General features: G+C 74.7%; 17 protein-coding genes. 8 read left to right on the top strand and 9 right to left on the bottom strand.

Annotation, left to right across the window (positions count from 1 at the left end; genetic code table 11):
• The first annotated feature begins 91 nt into the window (after positions 1–91).
• A complete protein-coding gene (locus ACSUPR_RS01170) occupies positions 92–844 on the top strand; it encodes an SDR family oxidoreductase (RefSeq protein ID WP_436888734.1) in 753 nt (250 codons plus the stop codon).
• A 118-nt stretch (positions 845–962) separates the two neighbouring features.
• Here the strand turns inward: ACSUPR_RS01170 and ACSUPR_RS01165 are convergent, their stop codons facing one another.
• Complete coding sequence (locus ACSUPR_RS01165; RefSeq protein ID WP_436888732.1) at positions 963–1,424, bottom strand: GNAT family N-acetyltransferase; 462 nt, start codon at positions 1,422–1,424, stop codon at positions 963–965.
• A 167-nt stretch (positions 1,425–1,591) separates the two neighbouring features.
• Entirely contained in the window at positions 1,592–4,138 is a 2,547-nt protein-coding gene (locus ACSUPR_RS01160) for a M14 family zinc carboxypeptidase (protein WP_436888731.1), read from the bottom strand.
• A 426-nt stretch (positions 4,139–4,564) separates the two neighbouring features.
• Between ACSUPR_RS01160 and ACSUPR_RS01155 the strand changes: the two genes are divergently transcribed.
• From ACSUPR_RS01155 to ACSUPR_RS01145, 3 genes are all read left to right on the top strand, one after another.
• The gene (locus tag ACSUPR_RS01155) at positions 4,565–5,905 is read left to right on the top strand and encodes a multidrug effflux MFS transporter (protein WP_436888730.1); all 1,341 of its coding nucleotides are present in this window, start codon (positions 4,565–4,567) and stop codon (positions 5,903–5,905) included.
• Between the two features lie 70 nt (positions 5,906–5,975).
• Complete coding sequence (locus ACSUPR_RS01150) at positions 5,976–6,494, top strand: pyridoxamine 5'-phosphate oxidase family protein (RefSeq protein ID WP_436888729.1); 519 nt, start codon at positions 5,976–5,978, stop codon at positions 6,492–6,494.
• A 91-nt stretch (positions 6,495–6,585) separates the two neighbouring features.
• Positions 6,586–6,792, top strand: a complete 207-nt coding sequence (locus ACSUPR_RS01145) for a hypothetical protein (protein ID WP_436888728.1) — start codon at positions 6,586–6,588, stop codon at positions 6,790–6,792.
• Positions 6,793–6,855: 63 nt separating this feature from the next.
• On the opposite strand, the gene ACSUPR_RS01140 is transcribed toward ACSUPR_RS01145, so the two are convergent.
• A complete protein-coding gene (locus ACSUPR_RS01140; RefSeq protein WP_436888727.1) occupies positions 6,856–9,147 on the bottom strand; it encodes a glycoside hydrolase family 3 N-terminal domain-containing protein in 2,292 nt (763 codons plus the stop codon).
• A gap of 449 nt (positions 9,148–9,596) precedes the next feature.
• Positions 9,597–10,577: an alpha/beta hydrolase family esterase gene (locus ACSUPR_RS01135; RefSeq protein ID WP_436888725.1), complete on the bottom strand. Its 981-nt coding sequence runs from the start codon at positions 10,575–10,577 to the stop codon at positions 9,597–9,599.
• Positions 10,578–10,762: 185 nt separating this feature from the next.
• On the opposite strand from ACSUPR_RS01135, the gene ACSUPR_RS01130 reads away from it, so the two are divergent.
• Positions 10,763–12,205 carry a hypothetical protein gene (locus ACSUPR_RS01130; RefSeq protein ID WP_436888723.1) on the top strand — a complete coding sequence of 481 codons (1,443 nt, stop codon included), beginning with the start codon at positions 10,763–10,765 and terminating at the stop codon, positions 12,203–12,205.
• Positions 12,202–13,419 (top strand): ARPP-2 domain-containing protein, encoded by a 1,218-nt coding sequence (locus ACSUPR_RS01125; RefSeq protein ID WP_436888721.1) that lies wholly within the window; start codon positions 12,202–12,204, stop codon positions 13,417–13,419. The genes ACSUPR_RS01130 and ACSUPR_RS01125 overlap by 4 nt, the downstream gene beginning before the upstream one ends.
• A 10-nt stretch (positions 13,420–13,429) precedes the next feature.
• Here the strand turns inward: ACSUPR_RS01125 and ACSUPR_RS01120 are convergent, their stop codons facing one another.
• Positions 13,430–14,161, bottom strand: coding sequence for a TetR/AcrR family transcriptional regulator (locus ACSUPR_RS01120; RefSeq protein WP_436888719.1), 732 nt, complete (start codon positions 14,159–14,161; stop codon positions 13,430–13,432).
• Positions 14,162–14,232: 71 nt separating this feature from the next.
• Here ACSUPR_RS01120 and ACSUPR_RS01115 point away from each other — a divergent pair, with 71 nt between their 5' ends.
• Together ACSUPR_RS01115 and leuE are read left to right on the top strand one after the other, a co-directional pair.
• Positions 14,233–16,014, top strand: a complete 1,782-nt coding sequence (locus tag ACSUPR_RS01115) for a CPBP family glutamic-type intramembrane protease (protein ID WP_436888717.1) — start codon at positions 14,233–14,235, stop codon at positions 16,012–16,014.
• Positions 16,015–16,072: 58 nt separating this feature from the next.
• Entirely contained in the window at positions 16,073–16,732 is a 660-nt protein-coding gene (gene leuE / locus ACSUPR_RS01110) for a leucine efflux protein LeuE (RefSeq protein WP_436888715.1), read from the top strand.
• Between the two features lie 52 nt (positions 16,733–16,784).
• On the opposite strand, the gene ACSUPR_RS01105 is transcribed toward leuE, so the two are convergent.
• The 4 genes from ACSUPR_RS01105 to ACSUPR_RS01090 all read right to left on the bottom strand — a co-directional run bounded on the left by ACSUPR_RS01105 (position 16,785) and on the right by ACSUPR_RS01090 (position 21,533).
• Entirely contained in the window at positions 16,785–18,305 is a 1,521-nt protein-coding gene (locus tag ACSUPR_RS01105; protein ID WP_436888713.1) for a fatty acyl-CoA synthetase, read from the bottom strand.
• Positions 18,306–18,409: 104 nt separating this feature from the next.
• Complete coding sequence (locus ACSUPR_RS01100) at positions 18,410–19,282, bottom strand: carbohydrate ABC transporter permease (RefSeq protein WP_436888711.1); 873 nt, start codon at positions 19,280–19,282, stop codon at positions 18,410–18,412.
• Complete coding sequence (locus ACSUPR_RS01095; RefSeq protein WP_436888709.1) at positions 19,279–20,274, bottom strand: carbohydrate ABC transporter permease; 996 nt, start codon at positions 20,272–20,274, stop codon at positions 19,279–19,281. Before ACSUPR_RS01095 ends, ACSUPR_RS01100 begins: the two co-directional genes overlap by 4 nt.
• Positions 20,271–21,533: an ABC transporter substrate-binding protein gene (locus ACSUPR_RS01090; protein WP_436888707.1), complete on the bottom strand. Its 1,263-nt coding sequence runs from the start codon at positions 21,531–21,533 to the stop codon at positions 20,271–20,273. Before ACSUPR_RS01090 ends, ACSUPR_RS01095 begins: the two co-directional genes overlap by 4 nt.
• Positions 21,534–21,604: the final 71 nt, after the last annotated feature.

Here is a 21,604-nt window from a genome sequence, read left to right as displayed (position 1 = left end):
GCGTTCCCGTAGGACACCCGTGGCGGCCGCGGGCACCGTGGTCCCACCGGGGCGGCACGGGGCCGCCCCGCCGAGAAGGACGGGGAACGACATGGGCGTCTACGAGGGACGCAGGGCCGTGGTCGTCGGCGGTACGCACGGCATGGGCCTGGGCGTGGTGGAGGAGCTGCTCGCCGGCGGGGCGCGGGTGCTGCTCACCGGCAACAACGAGAAGAACCTGGAGGAGGTGCGCGGCCGCCTGGGGCCGGACGTGCACACACTGCGGGCGAACGCCGCGGAGGTGGCCGACGCCGACCGGCTGGCCGAGGCCGTGCGCGAGCACCTGGGAGGGATCGACTTCCTGCACGTCAACGTGGGCGTGTCCGAGCTCGCCCCGGCGACCGGGGTCACCGAGGAGTCCTACGACTGGATGTTCGCGGTCAACGCCAAGGGGGCGTTCTTCACCGTGCAGCGGCTGCTGCCGCTGCTGGCCGACGGCGGGTCGATCGTGTTCACCACCTCGGTCACCAACCAGACCGGCACCCCGGGCATGGTCGTGTACAGCGGCACCAAGGCCGCGGTGCGGGCGTTCTCCCGGGTGCTCGCCGCCGAGCTGCTGCCGCGCGGGATCCGGGTCAACTCGGTGGCGCCGGGCTTCATCCACACCCCCTCGGGGGGTTTCACCAACGCCACCGACGCCGAGAAGGCGGAGATGGAGCGTATGGGCGACACGATCACCCCCATGAAGCGGCACGGCACCGTCGCCGAGGTCGCCCGGGCCGTGCTGTTCCTCGGCTTCGAGGCGACCTTCACGACCGGTGTGGAGCTGCCGGTGGACGGCGGCCTGGGGCAGGGGATCGGGTGACCCGGGCGGTGGCCGGACGCGGCCACCGCCGCCTCCCCGTTCCGCGTGCGGCCCCGGGGGCCCGGGGCCGCGGGGCCCGGCCGGGTCCACCGCGGCCGCCCGGGTGTCGGGCCGGCCCCTACTCCAGGAACAGCTCGCCGACCACCTCGCCCTCGTCGACCCGGCCCGTCCTGCGGAAGCCGAGGCCGAGGTAGAAGCCCTCGGGCGAGCCCTCCCCGGGGACCCAGGAGACGGTGACACGCTCCTGGCCGCGGCGGCGGGCCTCGGCCAGGACGGTCTCCACGGCGAAGCGGCCGTAGCCCCTGCCCTGCTCGCCCTCCGCGACGTTGAGCCGCCAGATCCCGCAGCGGTGGTCGGGGTCCTCCTCGCCGGGCTCGAAGTTGGCCATGACGAACGCGACGGGCCGGTCGCCGTCCAGGATCAGCCGGGGCCAGGCGGTCTCCCGCGAGGCGTACGCCTCGGCGAGGGAGTGGACGACGGGGGCGACGAAGGCGTTCTGGTCCTCGCGGACCTTCACCTTGATCGCCGCGCGGACGTTGTCGGGGGTGATCTCGACGGCGCGGAGGGAGGAATCGCTCATAGCGGCTCACTGTAGGCCCCTCCGTGACCGCGGGGGTAAGGGTTTTTCACGCCCTGGGCAGGGTGCGGGCGTGCAGGCGGGCCCCTGGACCCGGTCCGCGCGGGCGGGCGCGCGCCCGGGACCGGGCGCGGGGCCGCCCGGGGGCTCCCCGGGCGGCCATGCGCGGGTCAGGCCTGCGGCGGGGCTGCGGCCGTCCAGTACAGGGCCTGGGCCACCTGGGCGAACAGTCCCTTGGGGTGGTGGCGGAACATCGGCTCGGTACCGAAGAGCACCACCGACGCGCCGTCCGCCGTACCGCTGACCACCGCCGCCTGCCCGGCGGCCGCGTCCGGTCCGGCCGAGCCGTCGGCGGCGGCCCGCCAGTGCCCCGCCACCAGCGGGTCGCCGGCGTAGGCCTGCTCGACCGCCACGCCCTCGCCGAGGTCGGCGAACCACCCCGGGGAGTACACGAACGCGTGCCCGCCGGTGCCGGTGAGCGCGCCCCCGCCCGCCGTCACGGCCACCACGCCGTTGGCGTCGGAGCGGCCCGCGACCCGGGTGGCCTCCAGCAGCCCCGCCTGGTCGTTGAGCCGGGCGCCCGTCGCGCCGCGGCCCACCAGGCCGCCGCCCCCGGCGAAGAACCCGTCCAGGGCGGCCCGGGCGCCGGCGTTCAGGTCCCCGTACACCAGCCCGGAGCCGGCGTAGAGCACGTCCACCCCCGACCAGTCGAATCCGTCGTTGAGCACCGCCGTGGACACCGGCACCGGTTCGAAGCCGAGCGAGCCCAGGGTGAAGACCTCGTCGGCGGCGCCCGCCACCGCGACGGTGAGCGGCTCCAGGACGGCCTCTCCCGGCTCGTCCGCGGCGGTGAACACCGCCCCGTGCCTCTCGGCGGCCCCGGCGACCGCCTCGGCCGCCCCCGGTGCGACGACCGCGCCGCCCCGGGTCCAGGTCACCTCGGCGCCCGAGGCGAGCAGTTCGTTGAGGGCGGCGGCGTCGGAGCCGTCGGCCACCCCCAGCCGCCACCCCGCCGCGCCGGGCTCCTCGACCCGGCCGGTGGGCGCGGCCGCGGCCACCGGCGCGGTCCGGACCGGCACCGCCTCCTGCACCGGTGCGGCCTCGGCGCCCCAGAGCAGGCCGTGGCTCCACCCGGAGATGTCGTACATGGCCTCCACGTCGGCGCTGATGTCGCGGCCCGCCTCCAGCAGCACGTTGGCCATGCCGCGCTTGGGCTGGTGCATGTCCACCACGTAGGACCCCGCCGGGTAGGCCTCGCCCCCGACGGTGAACGCCTCCCCGGCACGGTCCACCCGCACGTCGTTGGCGATGAGGAAGTCGACCAGCCGGGCGGTGGCGCGGTTCCGGCCCGGCAGCACGTAGGCGCGGGGGAACTCGGTGGTGTACACGTCCTCCGGACCGAACCCGGGCACCCAGCCCTCGGGCGGGACCACCTGTTCCTCCCCGGCCGCGCCGCGGCGGAACACCTCGATCTGGTCGGCGATGAGCTCGCCGCGGTTCTCCCGGGCGAACTCGAGGGTCGCCTCGATGGTGGCGGCGGAGATGTCGGTGTTGACGGCCGAGCGCCGCCGCAGCTCCTCCTCGGGCAGGTTCGTGTAGTCGGCGTTGTTCACCCGCAGGGGGAACTCGACGGTGGCCGAGGCGACCGCGCCCTGGTAGGGCGCGTACATGGGGGTGAAGATGGGCGGCCAGTCGTCCCAGCCGTCCTCGCTGTCCCGGAACGGGATCTGCGGCGGCCGCACCCCGTCGCCCTCGGGCGTGTACCCCAGGTCGAGGACCGCCTCCTCCATGGCCAGGGCGTTGGCGTAGGTGTTCTCGACGAAGAGGTCGTACTCGTAGTTCTGGCCGTGCGGGGGTGTGCACGGCTCGATGAGGGTCCCGTTGACGTACCCGTGCTGGTCGACCATGACCAGCGGCTGGGTGTCGATCATGACCTGGCGCACCGCCGCCGTCTCGGGCTGGGAGACCGTCACGAAGTCGCGGTTGAGGTCGAATCCGGCCGCGTTGGCCCGGGTCCCGGCGACCCGGCCGTCCGGGTTGGCGGTGATCACGAAGTACAGCCGCGCCCCCTCCAGCAGCTCCCCGGTCGCGGGCTCATCGCTGTGGGCCAGCTCCTCGATGACCCGCAGCGAGGCGTCGGTGCCCTCCCACTCGTTGCCGTGGATGTTGGCGTTGACCAGCACCGGCGCCTTGTACCGGTCGGGCAGGGTGCGGTCGCGGGCCGCCCGGGCGGGGTCGGTGGAGATGAGCTCGCGCATCCGCCGCTGCTGGTCCGCGCGGCCCCGGTTCTCCGGCTCGGTGACGGTGACCAGGTACAGGTCCCGGCCTCGGGTGCTGGTGCCGATGACCTCGGCGCTGACCCGGTCGGACTCGTCCATCAGCTCGTTGAGGGCCGGGGCGATGTCGTGGTACGGGGTCAGGCCCAGTCTGACGGAGTGGTCGCCGGGGTCCTCCGGGTGGACGGGCAGTTCGCTCTGGCGCGGGTAGGGGTCGTCGGCGTCCACCCCGGGCGCCCGCGGCGGCGCGGGGGCGGCGAGGGTGCGTGCGGGGTCCTGGAACGGCACGGCGGCGACGTCGTTGCGCTCGGGTCCGTTGCCGTGCTCGCGCTGGGCGGGGTCGGCCAGCGCGGGGGCGGGGGCGGTGAGCACACCGGCGGCGACCGCCGCGGCCACCGCGGTCAGGGCGGCCCGGCGTCGTACGGGCGGGGGTGGGTACACGGGGATCCTTCCTGGGGGCGTCCCCTGCTTCCTACCGGGGAGGGCCCGCGCGGACAAGACGGTCTGCCGTGGGAACCGTGTTCCGTGCGACGGCCCGCCGCTTGACCGGCCCTTGGGGACGCCGCGGTGTCGCCCGGGCCCGGCGTTTACCCGATCGGGGTGTCCGGTCGGGCCGTTTCCACCCGTGGCCGTCGCCACTGCCGCCCGATCCCCCTGCCCCGCAGGGGATCGCGCCGCCGTAATCCGGATCACGGGATCATTCCGGCGCCACGGGGATTTTCCCGCCCCCCGACCCTTGTTGGAGCCGGGAGTGCGGCCCTTCGGGGTCAACCCACGGTGCCCCGCCCGAAGGCGGTTCACGGCGCCCGCGCACCGCGCGTCCCACGCGCACCCGAACGTCCCACTTCCGGTAATGGAGATTCCCCGGTGACCCTTGCCTCCGTGCGCCCCGACCGCCGCCACGCGGCGACCCCGACAACCGCGACCGTCCCGCCGGCCGCCGTCCCCGCCCCGACCGCTCCCCCCGCTCCGGCCGCCCAGGAGCAGCGGCCCGCCGCGCCCGGCCGGGCCCGGGCTCTGCTGCTCGTCATCGTGCTGGGCGCGCTGTCCGCCGTCGGCCCCCTGGCCACCGACCTGTACCTGCCCGCCCTCCCGAACATCGCCGCCGACCTGGGCACCAGCGAGTCGGCCGTCAAGTTCACCCTGACCTCGGTCATGGCGGGGATGGCACTGGGCCAGCTGGTCGTGGGACCGCTCAGCGACCGGTGGGGGCGGCGCGCGCCGCTGCTCATCGGCATCGCCGTGTTCACCGCGACCACGGTCGCCATCGCGTTCTCGCCCACCGTGGAGGTGTTCTCCGTCCTGCGGTTCCTCCAGGGGCTGTCGGCGGCGGCGGGGCTGGTGGTGTCCCGTGCGATCGTGAGCGACGTGTACGACGGCGAGGCCGCCGCCGTGTTCTTCTCCCGGCTGGTGCTGCTGTCGGGTCTGGCCCCCATGCTCGGGCCGATCCTCGGCGGGCAGCTGCTGCTCCTGGGCCCCTGGCCGGTCCTGTTCGGGGCGCTGGGCGCGGTCGGCCTGCTCACCACCGCACTGGTGTGGTGGGCGCTGCCCGAGAGCCTGCCGCGGGAGCGCCGCACGGCGGTGGACCCGCGCGGCCAGCTGCGGGTGTTCGGCGCGCTGCTGCGCGACGCCCGGTTCCTGCTGCCGACCCTCACCCTGGCGCTGGGCTTCGGGATGTCGTTCACCTACATCTCGGCGTTCTCCTTCGTCTCCCACAACGAGCTGGGCGCCGACGCGCAGCGGTTCGCCCTCGTGTTCGCGGTGACCACGCTCGGCATGATCCTGGGCAACCAGGTGAACGCCGTGCTGGTGCGGCACGTGGAGATCCACCGGCGGCTGCTGCTGGGCCTGGCGGGATCGATCGTGTCGGTGGGGGCGCTGGCCGTCCTGGACGCCTCCGGCGCAGCGTCGCTGGTGTCGGTGACCGCGGCCCTGTTCGCGATGATGCTGTTCACCGGGCTCGTGTCGCCCAACGCGACGGCGCTGGCGCTGGCCCACCTGCCCGCGGACCGGGCGGGGAGCGGCTCGGCTCTGCTGGGCACCCTCCAGTTCGGCCTGGGCTCGGCGGTGGCGGCCCTGGCCGGGCTGGGCGGCGCGGTGACCCTGTCGGGGATGACCGCGGTGATGCTCGCCTCCGCCGTGGGTGCCGCCGCGGTGTTCTCCCTGACGGCGGTGGTCGTGCGGCGCGCCCGGACACAGGCCGGGTGAATACCGCGCGATCGTCGTCGGGGGCCGTTAACCTGGGCGATTCGTGCAAGGCGACCAGAAGGGAGGCGGCATGTCCACCTTTCCGAACCCGCAGGCCCGCCCGCTCACCGAGCAGGCGCCGTGCGAATGGGAGGAGGCGGTGGCCCGGCTGTCCCGGGAGGCGGGGACGGCGTGGCTGACGGCGGTGCGGCCGGACGGCGCCCCGCACACCCGGCCGGTGCTGGCGGTGTGGGTGAACGGCCAGCCGTTCTTCGCCTCCGGTACGGACACCGCCAAGTCCCGGCTGCTGGCGGGCGGGCCGCAGGTGAGCCTGGCGTTCTCGGCGGCGGGGATGGACGCGGTGGTGGAGGGCGCGGTCGAGCCGGTCCGCGACCACGACCGCCTGGCCTGGGTGGCGGCGGCCTACGCCGAACGGTACGGCTGGGCGCCGGCGCCGGGCGAGGGGGAGCTGACGGGGGCGCAGGGCGCCCCGACGGCGGGCCCGCCCCCGTACCGGGTGTACACGGTGGTGCCGTCGACGGTGTACGCGTTCCCCACCGACGACGACGGCCCGGCGCCCACCCGGTGGCGGTTCGACGTGTGGCCCTGAGCCGCGGCGGGGTGAGACATCCCCTCTCCGGGGTAAGAGTCGGCTGAACGATTCAGGACCGCACGGCCCCGACCCCCCAGGAGGCGGTCACATGCGAACGAAGATCGTTGTCTCCACCCTCGTCGTCCTCTGGCTGGCCATCGGTGTCATCGCCGTGTTCCAGCGCGGCCTGTTCAGCGATGCGCCCTCGTGCTCCAACGTCGGCTACACCCTCGGGACCGTTTTCGTCGGGCCGCTGAACTACATGGGGGTGAACCCGACCATCGAGTGCCCGCCCCTGCCCGAGCCCTCGGAGTGACCCGCGCGCCACGACCGGTGCCGGGGAGTCGCCTCCCCGGCACCGCGTCCCCGCCGGGCGGGGTCAGGCCAGGACGGTGAAGGAGGCCCTCAGCAGGTCCTCCTCCCGCGAGGACGGGCCGACCCGCAGCTCGAAGTCGCCCGGCTCCACCCGCCGTACCCCGGCGGCGTCCACCAGGGTGCAGTCGGCCACCGGTACCTCCAGCCGCACCCGGCGGCTCTCCCCCGGGGCCAGCTCGACCCGGCGGTAGGCCTTGAGCTCGCGGTCGGCCCAGGTGACCGAGGTGACCGTGTCGGAGACGTAGGCCTGCACGGTCTCCACCGCCGGGCGGTCACCGGTGTTGGCGACGGTGACCTCGGCGCGCACGGTGTCGCCGACCCCCAGGTCGGTGCGGTCGAGGGCCAGGTCGGAGTACTCCACGGTGGTGTAGGTCAGTCCCTCGCCGAACGCGAACGCGGGGCGCTGGGTGAGGTCGGCGTACCGGTCGCCGTGCTGGCCGCGCACCTGGTTGTAGAACGTCGGCTGCTGCCCGGCGTGGCGGGCGTAGGAGACCGGCAGCCGGCCGGCGGGCTCGATGAGCCCGAACAGCAGCTCGGCGACCGCCCGGCCGCCCTGCATGCCGGGGTTGGCGGCGTGCACCAGTGCGGCGGCGCCCAGCGCCGACTCCGGCAGCACCAGCGGCTTGGAGGAGATGACCACGACCGTCATGGGGGTGCCGGTGGCGGCCAGGGCGTCCAGCAGCGCGGTCTGTGCGCCGACGAGTTCGAGGGTGGCGGTGGACCGCCCCTCCCCCACCAGTTCGATACGGTCGCCGACCACGGCGACGACGTGGTCGGCCGCCTCGGCGGCGGCGACCGCCTCGGCGATCATGGTCTCGTCGGGCTCGGCGGGGTGGACCACGGGCGGCCGGGGCTGGCCGTCGGGGAAGGCGGCCCCGGCGGGGTCGGGGCCCAGTCGGCAGATGTCGGCGCCGCGGGCGTGCACGACCTTCCAGCCCTGGGGGACGTGGTCGCGCAGGCCGTCCAGGACGGTGCGGACCATCTCGCGGGGGTGGCCGTCGGGCATCCAGTCGACCTGGCCGGAGGCGCCCGCCCAGTCGCCGAGCTGGGTGTGCGGGTCGTCCGCGTTGGGTCCCACGACGGCGATGGTGCGGGCGGCCTCGCCGCGGCGGGCCACCGCGCGGCCGGCGACGTCGGGGAAGCGCTCGTCGGTGAGCGGCAGGGTGCCGTCGTTGGCGAGCAGGACCAGGGAGCGCCGGGCGACCTCCAGGTTGAGGTCGGTGTGCTCGCGCGAGCCGATGACGGCGCGCTGGCGGGCCGCGTCGGGGTGGCGGGGGTCCTCGAACAGGCCGAGCTCGAACTTGAGGGCGAGGATGCGGGCGACGGCGGCGTCGATGTCCTCCTCGGCGAGCAGGCCGCGGGCGACGGCGTCCTGGGCGCCCTCGAAGAAGTCGGGGGTGGTCATCACCATGTCGTTCCCGGCCCTGACGGCGGCGGCCGCGGCGCGGGTGTGGTCGGGCTGGATGCGCTGTTCCCACACCATGCGGCCGACGTTGTCCCAGTCGGTGACGAGGGTGCCGGTGTAGCCCCACTCGCCGCGCAGCACCTCGTCGAGCAGCCAGGAGTTGACGGTGATCGGGACCCCGTCCATGGACTGGTAGCCGAGCATGAAGGTGCGGCAGCCCTCGCGGGCGACCCGCTCGAAGGGGGGCAGGAACCAGGAGCGGAGCTTGCGCCGGGAGATGTCGGCCTCGCTGGCGTCGCGGCCGCCCTGGGTCTCGGAGTAGCCGGCGAAGTGCTTGGCGCAGGCGAGGATCGCGGTGGGGTCGTCCAGGCCGGCGCCCTGGTAGCCGCGCACCATGGCCGAGGCGAACTCGCCGATGAGGAAGGGGTCCTCGCCGAAGGTCTCGCCGACCCGGCCCCAGCGCAGGTCGCGGGTGATGCACAGGACCGGGGAGAAGGTCCAGTGGATGCCGGTGGCCGCGACCTCCACGGCGGTGGCGCGGGCGGCGCGCTCGATCAGCTCGGGGTCCCAGGTGGCGGCCATGCCCAGCTGGGTGGGGAAGATGGTGGCTCCCTCCCAGAAGGAGTGGCCGTGGATGCAGTCCTCCGCGATGAGCAGGGGGATGCGCAGCCGGGTGCGGGCGGTGAGGGCGGCGGCCTCCAGGACGAGTTCGGGGGAGGTGTGCAGCAGTGATCCGGCGTGCATGTCCTCGACCAGGGGGCGCACCCCGCCCCGCGCGTCCAGTTGGAGCATCTGGCCGACCTTCTCCGGCAGCGTCATCCGGGAGAGCAGGTCGGCGACCCGGTCGGCGACGCTGAGGGAGGGGTCGAGGTAGGGGTGCGGGGCGTTCACCAGGGTTCCTCCTGCGGTGACAGCGTGTGGCCGGGGGTTACGGACAGGCATGGGAGCGATCCCATGGAGATACGCTATGCCATCGGCATGCGCCGCGGACGCCCGGTCCCGGACTTTCTCCCACCGATCGCGCCGTTCGTTCCCGGGTGCCCGGATGCCGGGGCGACGGGGCCGAGGGCCGGTGCGGCCGGGTCCCCGGCGCCGAGGGCGTCCGGGGCCGGGCCTGCGCTCCTCGTATCCGGAGCGGGTCTGCACGACGGCCTCGATGCCGTCGAGGCGGCGGTGCGGTTCCTCGGCGCCCCCGCCCCGGACCAGGCCTTCCCCGGGGAACCGATGAGGTGGTCGGGCATCGAGTGGTCCTGTTCGAGCCGCGGGACGCCCGGGGCCGGCCCCGGGTCGGCGGTCCGGCTGTCCGCCCAGCGGGAACCGGGACGTGCGCGGCCCCGGCCTCAGGCCGGGGAGAGGCGGTGGCGGGCCACGAACCGCCACAGCTCCCGGGCCGCCGCCACGGTGTCGGTGGTACGGCCCGGGCCGCTGGAGGAGGCGGCGCCCGGCCAGGTGTGGCCGCCGCCCTCGACGACGACGTGCCGCACGTCGGCACCGCTGTCGCAGCCCGACCACTCCAGGACGGTGACGTCCGGGCCCGGCCGCTCCGTCCCGGGTCCCGCGCGGCAGCCGTGGGCGGCGGCGCGGTCGGCGTTCCAGGCGGCGAGGTCGGGCAGGCCCCGTTCCGGGTCCCCGGTGTAGGGGATGGTGGTGTCCCCGGTGCCGTGGAAGGAGACCACCGGGACCGCCCGGGAGGTGTCGCACTCCAGGCCGTGCGGGTAGAACGCGGCCGCCACCGGCGCGATCGCCGCGACCCGGTGCGGGGCCGCGCAGGCCAGGACCGCGGTGAACCCGCCGCCGTTGGACATCCCGGCGGCGTAGACCCGGGTGCGGTCCACGCAGGTGCGCGACTCCACCGTGTCCAGGAGCGCGTGGGTGAAGGCGACGTCGTCGACGCCGGGCGGTGAGTAGGGGGCGCCCTGCCAGGCCGTGCGGTCTTCCTCGCCGGGCAGGGCCTCGGGCAGCACGACCACGGCGGGCAGCCCGGTCAGCCCCGCGTAGTCGGCCATGCCCGCGGCGCTGCCGCCGCGGCCGTGGTAGGCCAGCAGTACCGGCCAGGCGCGGCCGGGGGTGTACCCCTCGGGCAGGTGGAGCAGGTACCCGCGCTCCAGGCCGCCGCCGACCAGGGAGTGCCGCACCGCCTCCCCCGGCTCCTGGGGCGCGGGCAGCCCGCAGCCCGTGGAGCGGTGCCCCTGCTCCGGGTCGTGCGGGACCGCCGCGCCGGGGACTGCCACCGCCAGGGCCGCCAGGGCGAGCACCAGGACCGGGCGGAGGGTGGTGCGCAGGGCCAAGCGGCGCTCCCTCCAGCGGCGTGATCCAGACATCAAAGACGTTATCGACTTCCGCACCATAAACCGGTTCCCGCCTCCTCGGCGTTCTTGCTACGGTCGGCGCGCGGGCCGTGGGACTTCGGCCGCGACTTCCGAGAACCGCCTTGTAAGCACCATTCACGCCGGTCGCGCCTTCACTCCCCGGCCCGCCGCACCCCCACCGGAAGCGGACGCGGACGATGACCGACACCTACACCGACCTGCTGGCCTGCGAGGACCTGCTGCTGTTCGCCTCCGCCGCGATCTCCTCCACCGGCCAGCGCGAGTTCCACACCGGCGCCGGGGAGCAGGTCCCCTCCCTGGACTTCCTGCACGACTACGTCCACGGCACCCTGCCCGACCTGTACGGCCTGATGCTCGCGCTGCACGTCAACGACCACAACGCCGTCCGGATCGTGCACACCCTGCTCTCGCGCTCTCGCCCCGGGGCCGACCCCGCGCTGCGCGCCCGGGAGAACGGCCTGATCCGCCGTCGGCTGGCGCGGACGCCGCCGCAGCGCGTGTACCGCCTGTTCCGGCGCCTGGCCGCCGAGCGCGTCAACAACCGCCGCACCCGCGCCGTCATGCGCGACTGGATCGCCCGGCGCCCGCTGGAGCTGGACGCGCTGAAGTACCGCGACGGGCTGCGCGCCGCCGCCCGGCACGCCCGGGTTCCGCTGCCCGCCGAGGTGGCCCGCTTCCTCTTCTCCGGCCCCGCCGCCCGGCGCGCCCGCCCCTACCGCGCTCCCCTGCTGGAGTCCCACCGCCGCGCCCACTTCGCGGCCCGCGACCTGTACGGCCTGCCCTTCACCGTCGCCGAGGGCTTCGCCGCCCACCACCGGGTGCCGCGCGCCGTCTTCCTGGAGGGCATCGCCGGGCGCACCACCGCCGCCGAGCGGCTGCGCCTGGACCGCGGTGCGCGACGGCACGGACTGGACGCCCCGCTGTCCGACCTCGGATCGGCCCCGCTGCTGCGCCTGTGCGTGTACGTGCTGGGCCTGCCGGTGGCCGAACGCCGCGAACGGCGCGCCGAACTGGAGGCCGCCCTGGAGCGGGCCGCCCGGCGCACCGCCGGACCGCTGGCCGGGACCTGGCCGCGCACCGCCGCCGTCCTGGACGACAGCTACTCCTCGATCGGCTCGCCGGTGCGCCGCAACCGCCCGCTGGCGCTGGCCCTGGCCTGCCACCACCTGCTGCGGGCGCTGTCCCCGGACGGCTCCTCGCACTGGGTGTCGGGGCGCACCGACGCGCTCACCGCCCGCCCGGCGGGCCCCACCCGGCTCACCGAGACGATCCTGGACGCCCTGGACACCGGGCCCTCCCGGGTGGTCGTGGTCTCCGACGGCTATGACGACACCCCGCCGCTGCTGTCCGACGCCCTGCTGCTGTGGCGGCGGCGGATCGACCCCGACCGTTCGGTGGCGATGGTGCACCTGTCCCCGGTACTGGACGACGCCTGGTCACCGCACCGGCTGTCCCCGGCCGTGCCCACCATCGGGCTGCACGACCCCGCGGTGCTGCCCTCCCTGGTGGAGCTGGCCCGGTTCGGGGAGGGGCGGCTGGGCCTGTCCGACCTGCGCGCGCACCTGCTCGCCACCGCCGACGCCCTGCTCGCCACCGACCGCCCGGGAGGGGCCCCGTGACCGACGCCCAGCGCCTGGACCTGACCGGGGTGACCACCGACACCGCCCAGCAGTGGGGCGCCGTGCGCCTGGTGCCGCTGCTGCGCACGGACCCGGTGCCGGGGTTGCGGCTGCACCCGATGGCCGCCGAGGACCTGCGCGACAACGCGGCCCTGGCCCGGGAGTACGAGCACGCCGAGACGTGCTGCTACGTTCCGCACGCCTATGTGCTGACCTGGGAGGAGGACGCCGTGCCCAGCGCCTCCTACGGAACCCGGATCCTCCCGCCCGGGAGCTCGTCGGCGCCCCGGCGCATGCACCTGGACCTGCGCGGTCGCGGCGTGCGCACGGCCTACCGGGGGCGGGGCCGGTTCCTGCCGATGCGCCTGGCCGTGGACGGGCTGCTGTCGCTGTTCTCCGGCGGCCCCGAGACCGCCTGGGCGGAGTGGTCGCGGCACCTGCTCGTCCAGGGGCTGTCCGCCCCCTCGATGGACACCTACATCGGCGAGGAGATCGGTGGCCTGGCCGAGGCGCTGCGGGTGTTCGAGATCCACCCGGGCCAGTGCGGGGTGGCGGTGTACGTGGCCGACGTCCTGGCGTCGGTGCACCTGTACCCGCACCCGGACGACTACCGGGCGCTGCACGCGAGCATGCTGCTGGACCTGTTCGGCGAGACCCTGTACACCTACGGGCTGCTGCGGGCGACGGTCCCCCCGCTGTACACGCCGCTGCGGGAGCGGGAGGTGCGCTCCCTGGCCGACCTGCGCCGGGAGGTGGCGCGCAGCCGCGCCGAGACCCGGGACGGCCACGACTCCCTCATGCTGTCCTCGCTGACCGGGGGGCTGTACCGGGGTGGGCGCGGCGTGGACTTCGGCGGGTGGGAGCAGGCCGGGCCCGACGACGGGAGCCGCCGGCCCCGGTTCCGCACGGGGTGGCTGGCCCCGGAGCCGACCCGCGGGGACGACCTCCACGTCGGCGAGGTGATCGAGGACCGGCGCGGCCGGACCGCCTACCTCAAGACCCTGCGGCTGTCGGCCTCCCAGGCGCGGCAGGCCCGCCTGCTGTACGCGCTGGGCGCGGCGCAGTGGCGGCTGGAGCAGGCCGCCGAGGACCTCGGGATCGCGGAGTCGGCGCTCGTCGCCCGCCTGGACCGGGCGGGGCTGGGCCACCTGCTGGCCCCGGGCCTGCTACAGGCCCACCGCACCGAGCGCCGCCGGGCGGCCCGGCGCCGCTGACCCCGCCTCCTCATCCGCTGCGGGAGGCGATGCGGCCCTCGACGCCGTCCAGCAGCCAGGACAGGCCCTCCTCGAAGACCTCCTCCGCCCCGGGGCCCGGCCCGGTGAGACGCTCGACGGCCGGGAACCGGCCGGGGGTCAGGTGCGCGGCCAGGTACTCCATCCGGGCGTCCGCCCAGGACCGTCCGTCGGGGGCGACACGGCGGACGGTGCGGTCGGCGTCCACCACCCGGGCGGCGTGCCCGCGCACGTAGCCGTCCACGCCCTCGATGACCGCCAGCACCTCGCGCTCGCTCAGGCCGGTGCCGTCGAACACCCGCAGCGCCGAGTCGGTCCAGGCCAGCGCGCCCGGGCCGACGGGGTGCCCCGTCCCCATGAGGTCGACCAGCCAGGGGTGGGCGCGGTAGCCGTCCAGGTCGGCGCGGGCCCAGGCGGCCACCTTCTCCCGCCAGGTCCCGGGCCGGGTGTGCGGCAGGGGGGCCTCGGCGATCATCGTGTCCACCATCAGGGCCAGCAGCGCGGCCTTGTCGGGGATGTAGGTGTAGAGGGTGGCGGCGCCCACGCCCAGGGCGGCGGCGACCCGGCGCATGGACAGGGCGGACAGCCCCTCCTCCTCCGCGAGCGCGGTGGCGGCGTCCACCACGGCCTGAACGGTGAGCCGGTGGCGGGGGCCGCGCCGGGGCGTGCCGATGCCGTTCCACAGCAGCTCCATGACCGGTCGCGGATCATCCTCGGCCGCCACTGGCGCCTCCCGCCCCGTGCACGTAGATTGAAACCCCGAACATTGTACGGAGTATATCCGGGAGGCACCCCATGACCACCCCGACGACACCCGGCCCTCCCCGGGCCGCTCCCCCGGGCCGGGCCCTGGCCGGAGCCGTGCTCGCCGCCACGGGGTTCGCCCTGGCCGCCGCCTTCGCTCCCCCGCTCGTGATCCCTCCGGTCGCGGCGCTGCTGCTGTGGGCGGTACTGCGCGCCACCGCCACACCCCTCTCCGCCCTGGGCCTGACCGGCGGCACGCGGACCGCGCTGCTCGGCGCCGGGACCGGGCTGGCCGCCGTGCTGGCCGGGGCGGGCCTGGCCACGGGCGCGGGACTGGTCTTCGGCGGGCTCGCCCTCACCGTGCCGACCGCCGCGGCCTGGGGCGCGGCGGCACTGGCACTGGTCGCGGTGGTGCTGCCGGAGGAGGCGGTGTTCCGCGGCTACGTCCAGCACGCCCTGGGCACCCGATGGCGCAGGCTCTCCGCGGTGGCGGCGCAGGCAGCGCTGTTCGCCCCGGCCACCGCACTGGTGCAGGGGTCTCCGGACGGGCTCGCCACGGGGTTCGCCTTCGGATTCCTGCTGGGGTACCTGCGGCTGCGCTCGGGCGGCCTGTGGACCGTGCTGGGGGTGCGCGCCGGACTGCTCCTGGCCGGGGTCGCGGTCGTCGACCCCTCCCCCGGGTGGGCGGCTGCGCTGGCGGTCGCCCCGGGCCTGGCCGCGCTGGCCGCGGTCCACCTGGCGGCTCCGGACCGGACTGCGGCGACCGGGGCCCCGCCGCACCGCCCGCTGGCCCAGAAGGGGGTGCTGTACGACGTCGGCTCCTCCTACCTGCCGGGCCAGCACTCGCGGGAGCGGTGGCGCCCCGACGTGGTCGCCGAGGAGATGCGGGTGATCGCCGAGGACCTGAACTGCACGGCGGTCACCGTGTTCGGCCACGACCTGGACCGCCTGGAGGAGGCGGCCCGCCTGGCGCTGGACCGCGGCCTGTTCGTCTGGGTGCAGCCGCGCCTGGTGGACGGGACCCGGGACGAGATCGCCGGGCGGCTGGCGCGCACAGCCGCGTTCTGCGAGCGCCTGCGCGCCGACCACCCGGACCGGGTGGGGCTCAACGTCGGCTGCGAACTGACGGTCTTCGTCCGCGGCATCATCCCGGGGGGCACGTTCGGGGTGCGCAGCGCCCTGCTGGGCTGGCTGTCCCCGCTGTTCCCGCTCTTCGACCTGAGGCTGAACCGGCTGCTGGGACACCTCGCCGCGACCGCCCGGTCCGGGTTCGGCGGCCCCCTCACCTACGGCTCCGGCAGCTGGGAGGGCGTGGACTGGACCCCGTTCGACCTGGTGGGCGTGGACCACTACCTCGACGGCACGGGCCTGGACGCCTACCGGGAGGGGCTGCGGGCGCTGTACCGCTGGAACAAGCCCGTACTGGTCACCGAGTTCGGCTGCTGCGCCTACGAGGGCGCCCGCGAGGCGGGCGGCTCGGGCGCGGACATCCTCGACTGGAGCGACCCGGACGACCGCAGGGTCCGGCCCGGGTACCCGCGCAGCGAGAAGGTGCAGGCCGACACCCTCGGGCAGATGCTGGACGTGTTCGAGACCGAGGAGGTGCACGGCGCGTTCGTGTGCATGTTCATCGAGGGCGACTGCCGCTACTCCGAGGACCCCGAACGCGACCAGGACAAGGCCTCCTTCGGGATCGTGCGCCCGCCCTCCCTGGAGTCGGGCCTGTCCCCCGACGACGGCCATTGGGAGCCCAAGGAGGCCTTCCACCTCCTGGCCCGCCGCTTCGCCGCCGACCCCGCCCCCGGTCCCCGCCCCGACCCGCGGCGCGGGTGAGCGGTCTCATCCGGAACCGGGGCTCCCGACCGGAGGGGCGGGGTGACAGACTGCCCCCATGCTCGGCATCACCGACCTGCCCACCTACCTGGCGGGCCTCGTCCTCATCGTGCTCCTGCCCGGTCCCAACTCGCTCTACGTGCTCTCCGTCGCCGCACGCGGCGGGACCCGCGCCGGCTACACGGCCGCCGCCGGGGTCTTCACCGGCGACGCCGTGCTCATGCTGCTCGCCGCGGCCGGGGCCGCCACCCTGCTCCAGACCAACCCGGTCGTGTTCGCCGCCGTGAAGTTCGCGGGCGCCGCCTACCTGGTGTGGATGGCGGTCGGGATGCTGCGCTCCGCCCACACCATGTGGGCCACCCGCCATCAGCGCAGCCTGGAACAGCAGGCCGCCGACACCTCCGGCGCCGCGGCCGCCGAGCGCCCCTACCGGAGGGCCCTGGTGGTGTCGCTGTTCAACCCCAAGGTGATCGTCTTCCTGATCTCCTTCTTCGTGCAGTTCGTCGATCCCGCCTACGCCTATCCCGCGGTGTCCTTCCTGGTCCTGGGCCTGCTGCTGCAACTGGTGAGCTTCCTGTACCTGTCGGCGCTGATCCTCAGCGGCACCCGGCTGGCCGCAGCCTTCCGGCGGCGGCGCAGGCTCTCGGCGGGCGCGACCTCGCTGGCGGGCGCCCTGTTCCTGGGCTTCGCGGTGAAACTGTCGCTCACCTCCGCCTGACCCGCTCGGCGCGCGCCGCGGCGGCCGCGGCCGCCGCGGCCGGAAGGGCGCCTCAGTCCCCGCGGAGCCGCCGCTTGAGGATCTTGCCGGAGGCGTTGCGCGGCAGGTCGGAGACCAGCCGTATCGCCTTGGGCACCTTGAACGCCGCCAGCCGCCCGCGCACGTGCTCGGTCAGCACGTCCTCCAGCCCCTGCGCGTCGATGCCCTCGACGGGCACCACGAACGCGGTCACCGCCTCGATCCACTTCTCGTCGGGCGTCCCCACCACGGCCGCCTCCGCCACCGCGGGATGGGTGTACAGGGCGTCCTCCACCTCCCGGGACGCCACCAGCACCCCGCCGGTGTTGATGACGTCCTTGATCCGGTCCACCACCTCGATGTAGCCCTCGGCGTCGGCGCGGACCAGGTCGCCGGAGTGGAACCAGCCGCCACGGAAGGCCTCCTCGGTCTCCTGCGGCTTGTCCCAGTAGCCCTGGCACAGCTGCGGCGACCGGTACACCACCTCGCCGAGCTCGCCGGGCGGCACGTCCTCCCCCTTCTCGTCGACCACCCGCAGCTCCACGAACAGGGCGGCCCGCCCCGCCGACGCGGGCCGGTCCGCGTGCTCCTCGGGGCGCAGCACGGTGGCCAGCGGGCCGATCTCGCTCTGCCCGAAGCAGTTGTAGAACGCCAGCTCGGGCAGGGCGCCGCGGAGCTTCTCCAGGACCGGGCCGGGCATGACCGAAGCCCCGTAGTAGGCCTTGCGCAGGCTGGCCAGGTCGTGTCCGGTGAACTCCGGGTGGTTGGCCAGCGCCACCCACAGGGTGGGCGCGGCGAAGAACGCCCCGTGCCGGCCGGCCTCGATCCGGCGCAGCAGGTCGGCGGGGTCGGGCGCCTCCACCAGGGTGTTGCGCGCGCCCACCGCCAGCCACGGCATGAGGAAGACGTGCATCTGGGCGCTGTGGTAGAGCGGCATGGCGTGCAGCGGCTCGTCGTCGGCGCGCAGGTCCAGGCCGACGACGCAGGACAGGTACTCGTGCACCAGCGCCCGGTGGGTCATCATGGCGCCCTTGGGCCGGGAGGTGGTGCCGGAGGTGTACAGCAGCTGCACCAGGTCGGTGTCGGAGACCTCCACCCCGAGGTCGGGGACCGGGCCCTCGGTGGCGGCGGCGAGCAGGCCGGCGGGGGTGTCGCGCAGTTCCACCACCTGCTCGACCCCGGCGGTCTCTCGGACGGCGTCGACCGCCGAGCGCAGGGCGGGGTCGGCGAGCACCACGGTACTGCCGGACTGGTCGAGCAGGTAGAGGAGCTCCTCGCCCTGGAGGGCGTAGTTGACGGGGACGTGCACCAGCCCGGCCCGCGCGCAGGCCAGGAAGCCGATGAGGTAGGCGTCGGAGTTGCGGCCGTAGGCGGCGACCCGGTCGCCCCGGGCCGCCCCCAGCGCCAGCAGCCGGGCGGCGGCGCGGGTGACGGCCGCGTCCAGCTCGGCGTAGGTCCAGGTGCGGTCTCCGAAGACCAGCGCGGTCCGCTCGGGGGTGCGAGCCGCGCTGCGGCGCAGGACGCCGTCGACGGTGCTGGAGGTGATGGGGCTCAAGATCGCCGCTCCCTTTCGCCGGTGCGCCCCGCCGCGGGGCGCGGTCATCCCCATCCTGGTGTGGCCGCCGCCACAGCGACAAGGGCCCACGGCACCGGGTTCCGTCAGCCCTTGAGGGCCCCGGCCATCAGGCCGCGCATGAAGTAGCGGCCCAGCAGCAGGTAGACGACCAGGGTCGGCAGCGACGCCAGCACCGCCGCGGCCATCTGCTGGTTGTAGGGCACCACCATCGACCCGGCGACGTTGTTCAGCTGCACCGTCACCGGCCAGCTGTTGGGGCCGGTCAGGAACACCGCGAACAGGAAGTCGTTCCACGCCGAGGTGAACTGCCAGATCAGCGTCACCGCGAACGCCGGCGCCGACACCGGCAGCACCACCGACGCGTAGGTCCGCAGCATCCCCGCCCCGTCCACGCGCGCCGCCTCGATCAGCGTGTGCGGGACGCTCGCGTAGTAGTTGCGGAAGATGAGCGTGCAGATCGGGATCCCGTACACGGTGTGCGCCAGGATCAGCGGGAACACCCCGCCCATGAGGTTCGCGCCCACCAGCAGCTGCTGGAGCGGGATCATCACCGCCTGGTAGGGGATGAACATCCCGAACAGGAACAGGGTGAACACCGTGTCCGCGCCGGGGAACCGCCAGCGCGCCATCACGAACCCGTTCATCGACCCCAGCACCGCCGAGACCACCGCGCTGGGCACCGCCACCATCACGCTGTTGCGCAGCCCCGAGGACAGCGCGTCCCAGGCCGCGGTCCAGCCCTCCGTGCTCCAGGTCTCGGGCAGCGACCACGCCCGGGCCGCGGTGGCCTCGGCGAAGGGCTTGAAGCCGGTCACCAGCAGCACGTACATCGGCAGCAGGAACAGCACCGCCAGCCCGAACAGCACGGCGAACTTGACGGCCTGCCCGCGCCGGGTCGTCCCCGCCGCCCGGCCGCCCGGCGCGGTCACCCGCTCGGGTGCGCTCTGAACGCTCAACGGCCCTCGCTCCGTTCCTTGCGCACCGTCCACACCAGGTACGGGACGACGAACAGCGCCACCGCGAACAGCAGGTAGGAGGCGATGGTCGCGCCCTTGGCCGGGTCGCGGACCTCGAACACCATCGCCCACATGTACACCGCGGGCACGTCCGCGATGATCTGCTTCCCGGCGATGGCGATGATCAGGTCGAACACCTTCAGCGACATGTGCCCCAGGATGATCACCGCGCTCAGCAGCACCGGCCGCAGCTGGGGCATGACCACGTGCCGGTACACGCCCCACTCCGAGCAGCCGTCCACCCGGGCCGCCTCGCGCAGGTCCTCGGGCACCCCGCGGAAGCCCGCCAGGAACAGCGCCATGATGTACCCGGCCAGCTGCCAGATCGCGGGCAGCGCCATCGCCGCCATGCCGAGGTCCGGCGCGGTCCACCAGTCGTTGACCAAAAAGTCCAGGTTGAAATGGACGAACAGGGCGTTGAGGCCGGTGGCGCGTTCGGCGGGGGCCGGGTTCATCAGCCACCGCCACACCACACCGGTGGCGATGAAGGACACCGCCATCGGCGCCAGGAACAGGGTGCGGAAGACCGGCTCACCGCGGATGCCCTTGTCCAGCAGCAGCCCCAGCAGCCAGCCCAGCAGCAGGGCGCCGCCCACGAACACCACCGTGAACACGATCGCGTTGCCCACCGCGGCGGGCCAGCGGGCCTCCTGCCACAGCGCGGTGAAGTTGGCGAGGCCGACGAACTCCCCCTCCTGGACGGGGGCGTGCCGGTCGCTCAGCGCCAGGCGGGTGTTCCAGCCGATCATCCCGTAGACGAACACCGCGATGAGCAGGATCGACGGGGAGACCAGCAGCAGGCCGGGCAGCCGGGTGCGGGCCCGGTGCAGCGCGCGGCGCGCGGGCGAGGGGGCGGCCCGGCGCGGCGTGCCGCCCGAGGCGCGGGCGGGGCCGCCGGCGGCGGCCCCGGTCCGCTTCGGGGAGGTGCTCATTCGGCCCGCGCGGCCAGGACCAGAGCGTCCTGGAGCGCCTCGATGTCGCCGTTGCCCAGGTAGAGGCCCACGGCGGTGTCGACGTCGTTCTTCCACCGGTTGCCGACCGTGACCCCGTGCCAGAAGGAGCCGGCCAGCTGCGGTCCGGCCTGCCACTCGGCCAGGGCCGACCGCAGGTAGGGGCTGTCCTCGTAGTTGGCGGGGTCGGCGTCCTCCCGGGCGGGGATGGAGCCCTTGAGGGGGTTGAAGACGTCCTGCCCCTCCCGGCTGCCGACCAGTGCCAGCCAGGTGAGCGCCGCCTCCTCGTTGGGCGCGCCCGCGGGGAGGGTGAAGCTGTCGGAGAGCCACATGTAGGTGCCCTCGGTGCCGGGGGAGGCGGCCCAGTCGTAGTCCTCGCCCGGGACCGCTCCCAGCTCGTCGAAGTACCCGGCGGCCCAGTCGCCCATGATGTTGAAGGCGGCCTCGCCGTCGGCGACGCGGCGCGCGGCCTCCTGCCAGTCCTCGGCGGCCGACTCCTGCTGGGTGTGCTCCATGATCTGCTCGAACGTGGCCAGGGCCTCGGTGACCTCGGGGGTGTCCCAGTCGGCGCCGGGCTCCCACAGGGCGTTGTAGGCGTCGGTGCCCAGTGAGCCCAGCAGCACCGACTCCAGCAGGTGGTCGACGGTCCACTGGGCGCCCACCGCCATGGGGATGGCGTCGGTCTCCTCGGCGACGGTCTCCAGCGCCTCGACCAGTTCCCGGGGGCTCTGGGGCGGGGCGTCGATGCCGGCCTCCTCCAGTACGGCGGGGCTGTACCACATCACGTTGGAGCGGTGGATGTTCACCGGGACGGAGTAGACGCTGCCGTCGTAGGTGATCTGCTCGACGAGCTGATCGGGCAGGGCGTCGTGCAGGCCCTGCTCCTCGAAGAAGTCGTCCAGGGGGCTGAGGTGGCCCGCCTCGATGTAGTCCTGGAGCTCGGCCCCGGCGTGGCCCTGGAAGGAGTCGGGCGGGTCCTGGCTCTGCAGGCGGCCCTCCAGGACCGCCTGGGCGTTGGTGCCCGAGCCGCCGGCGACGGCGGCGTTGACGAACTCGATGTCGGGGTTCTCGTCCTCGAAGCGCTCGATGAGCGCGTTCAGGCCGGCCTCCTCACCGCCGCCGGTCCACCAGGAGAACACCTCGACCCGGTCGCCGTCTCCGCCCCCGCCGCCCCCGCATCCCGAGGCCGTGAGCGCCAACGCGAGCGCCCCCGCTGCGACCGACCACCGCCGTGCGCGCATGATCTCTCCTCCCGGAGCGGCGGGGCCGTCTCACGAAGGCGCCCGCCCATCGTGTCCTGCATCACAAAAGT

It is taken from the genome of Nocardiopsis dassonvillei (assembly GCF_964273065.1).
In the GTDB taxonomy this organism is placed as follows: Bacteria; Actinomycetota; Actinomycetes; order Streptosporangiales; family Streptosporangiaceae; genus Nocardiopsis; species Nocardiopsis dassonvillei_B.
The sequence above is the reverse complement of the archived record's forward strand: the minus strand, read 5'-3'. Positions and strand labels throughout refer to the sequence as shown.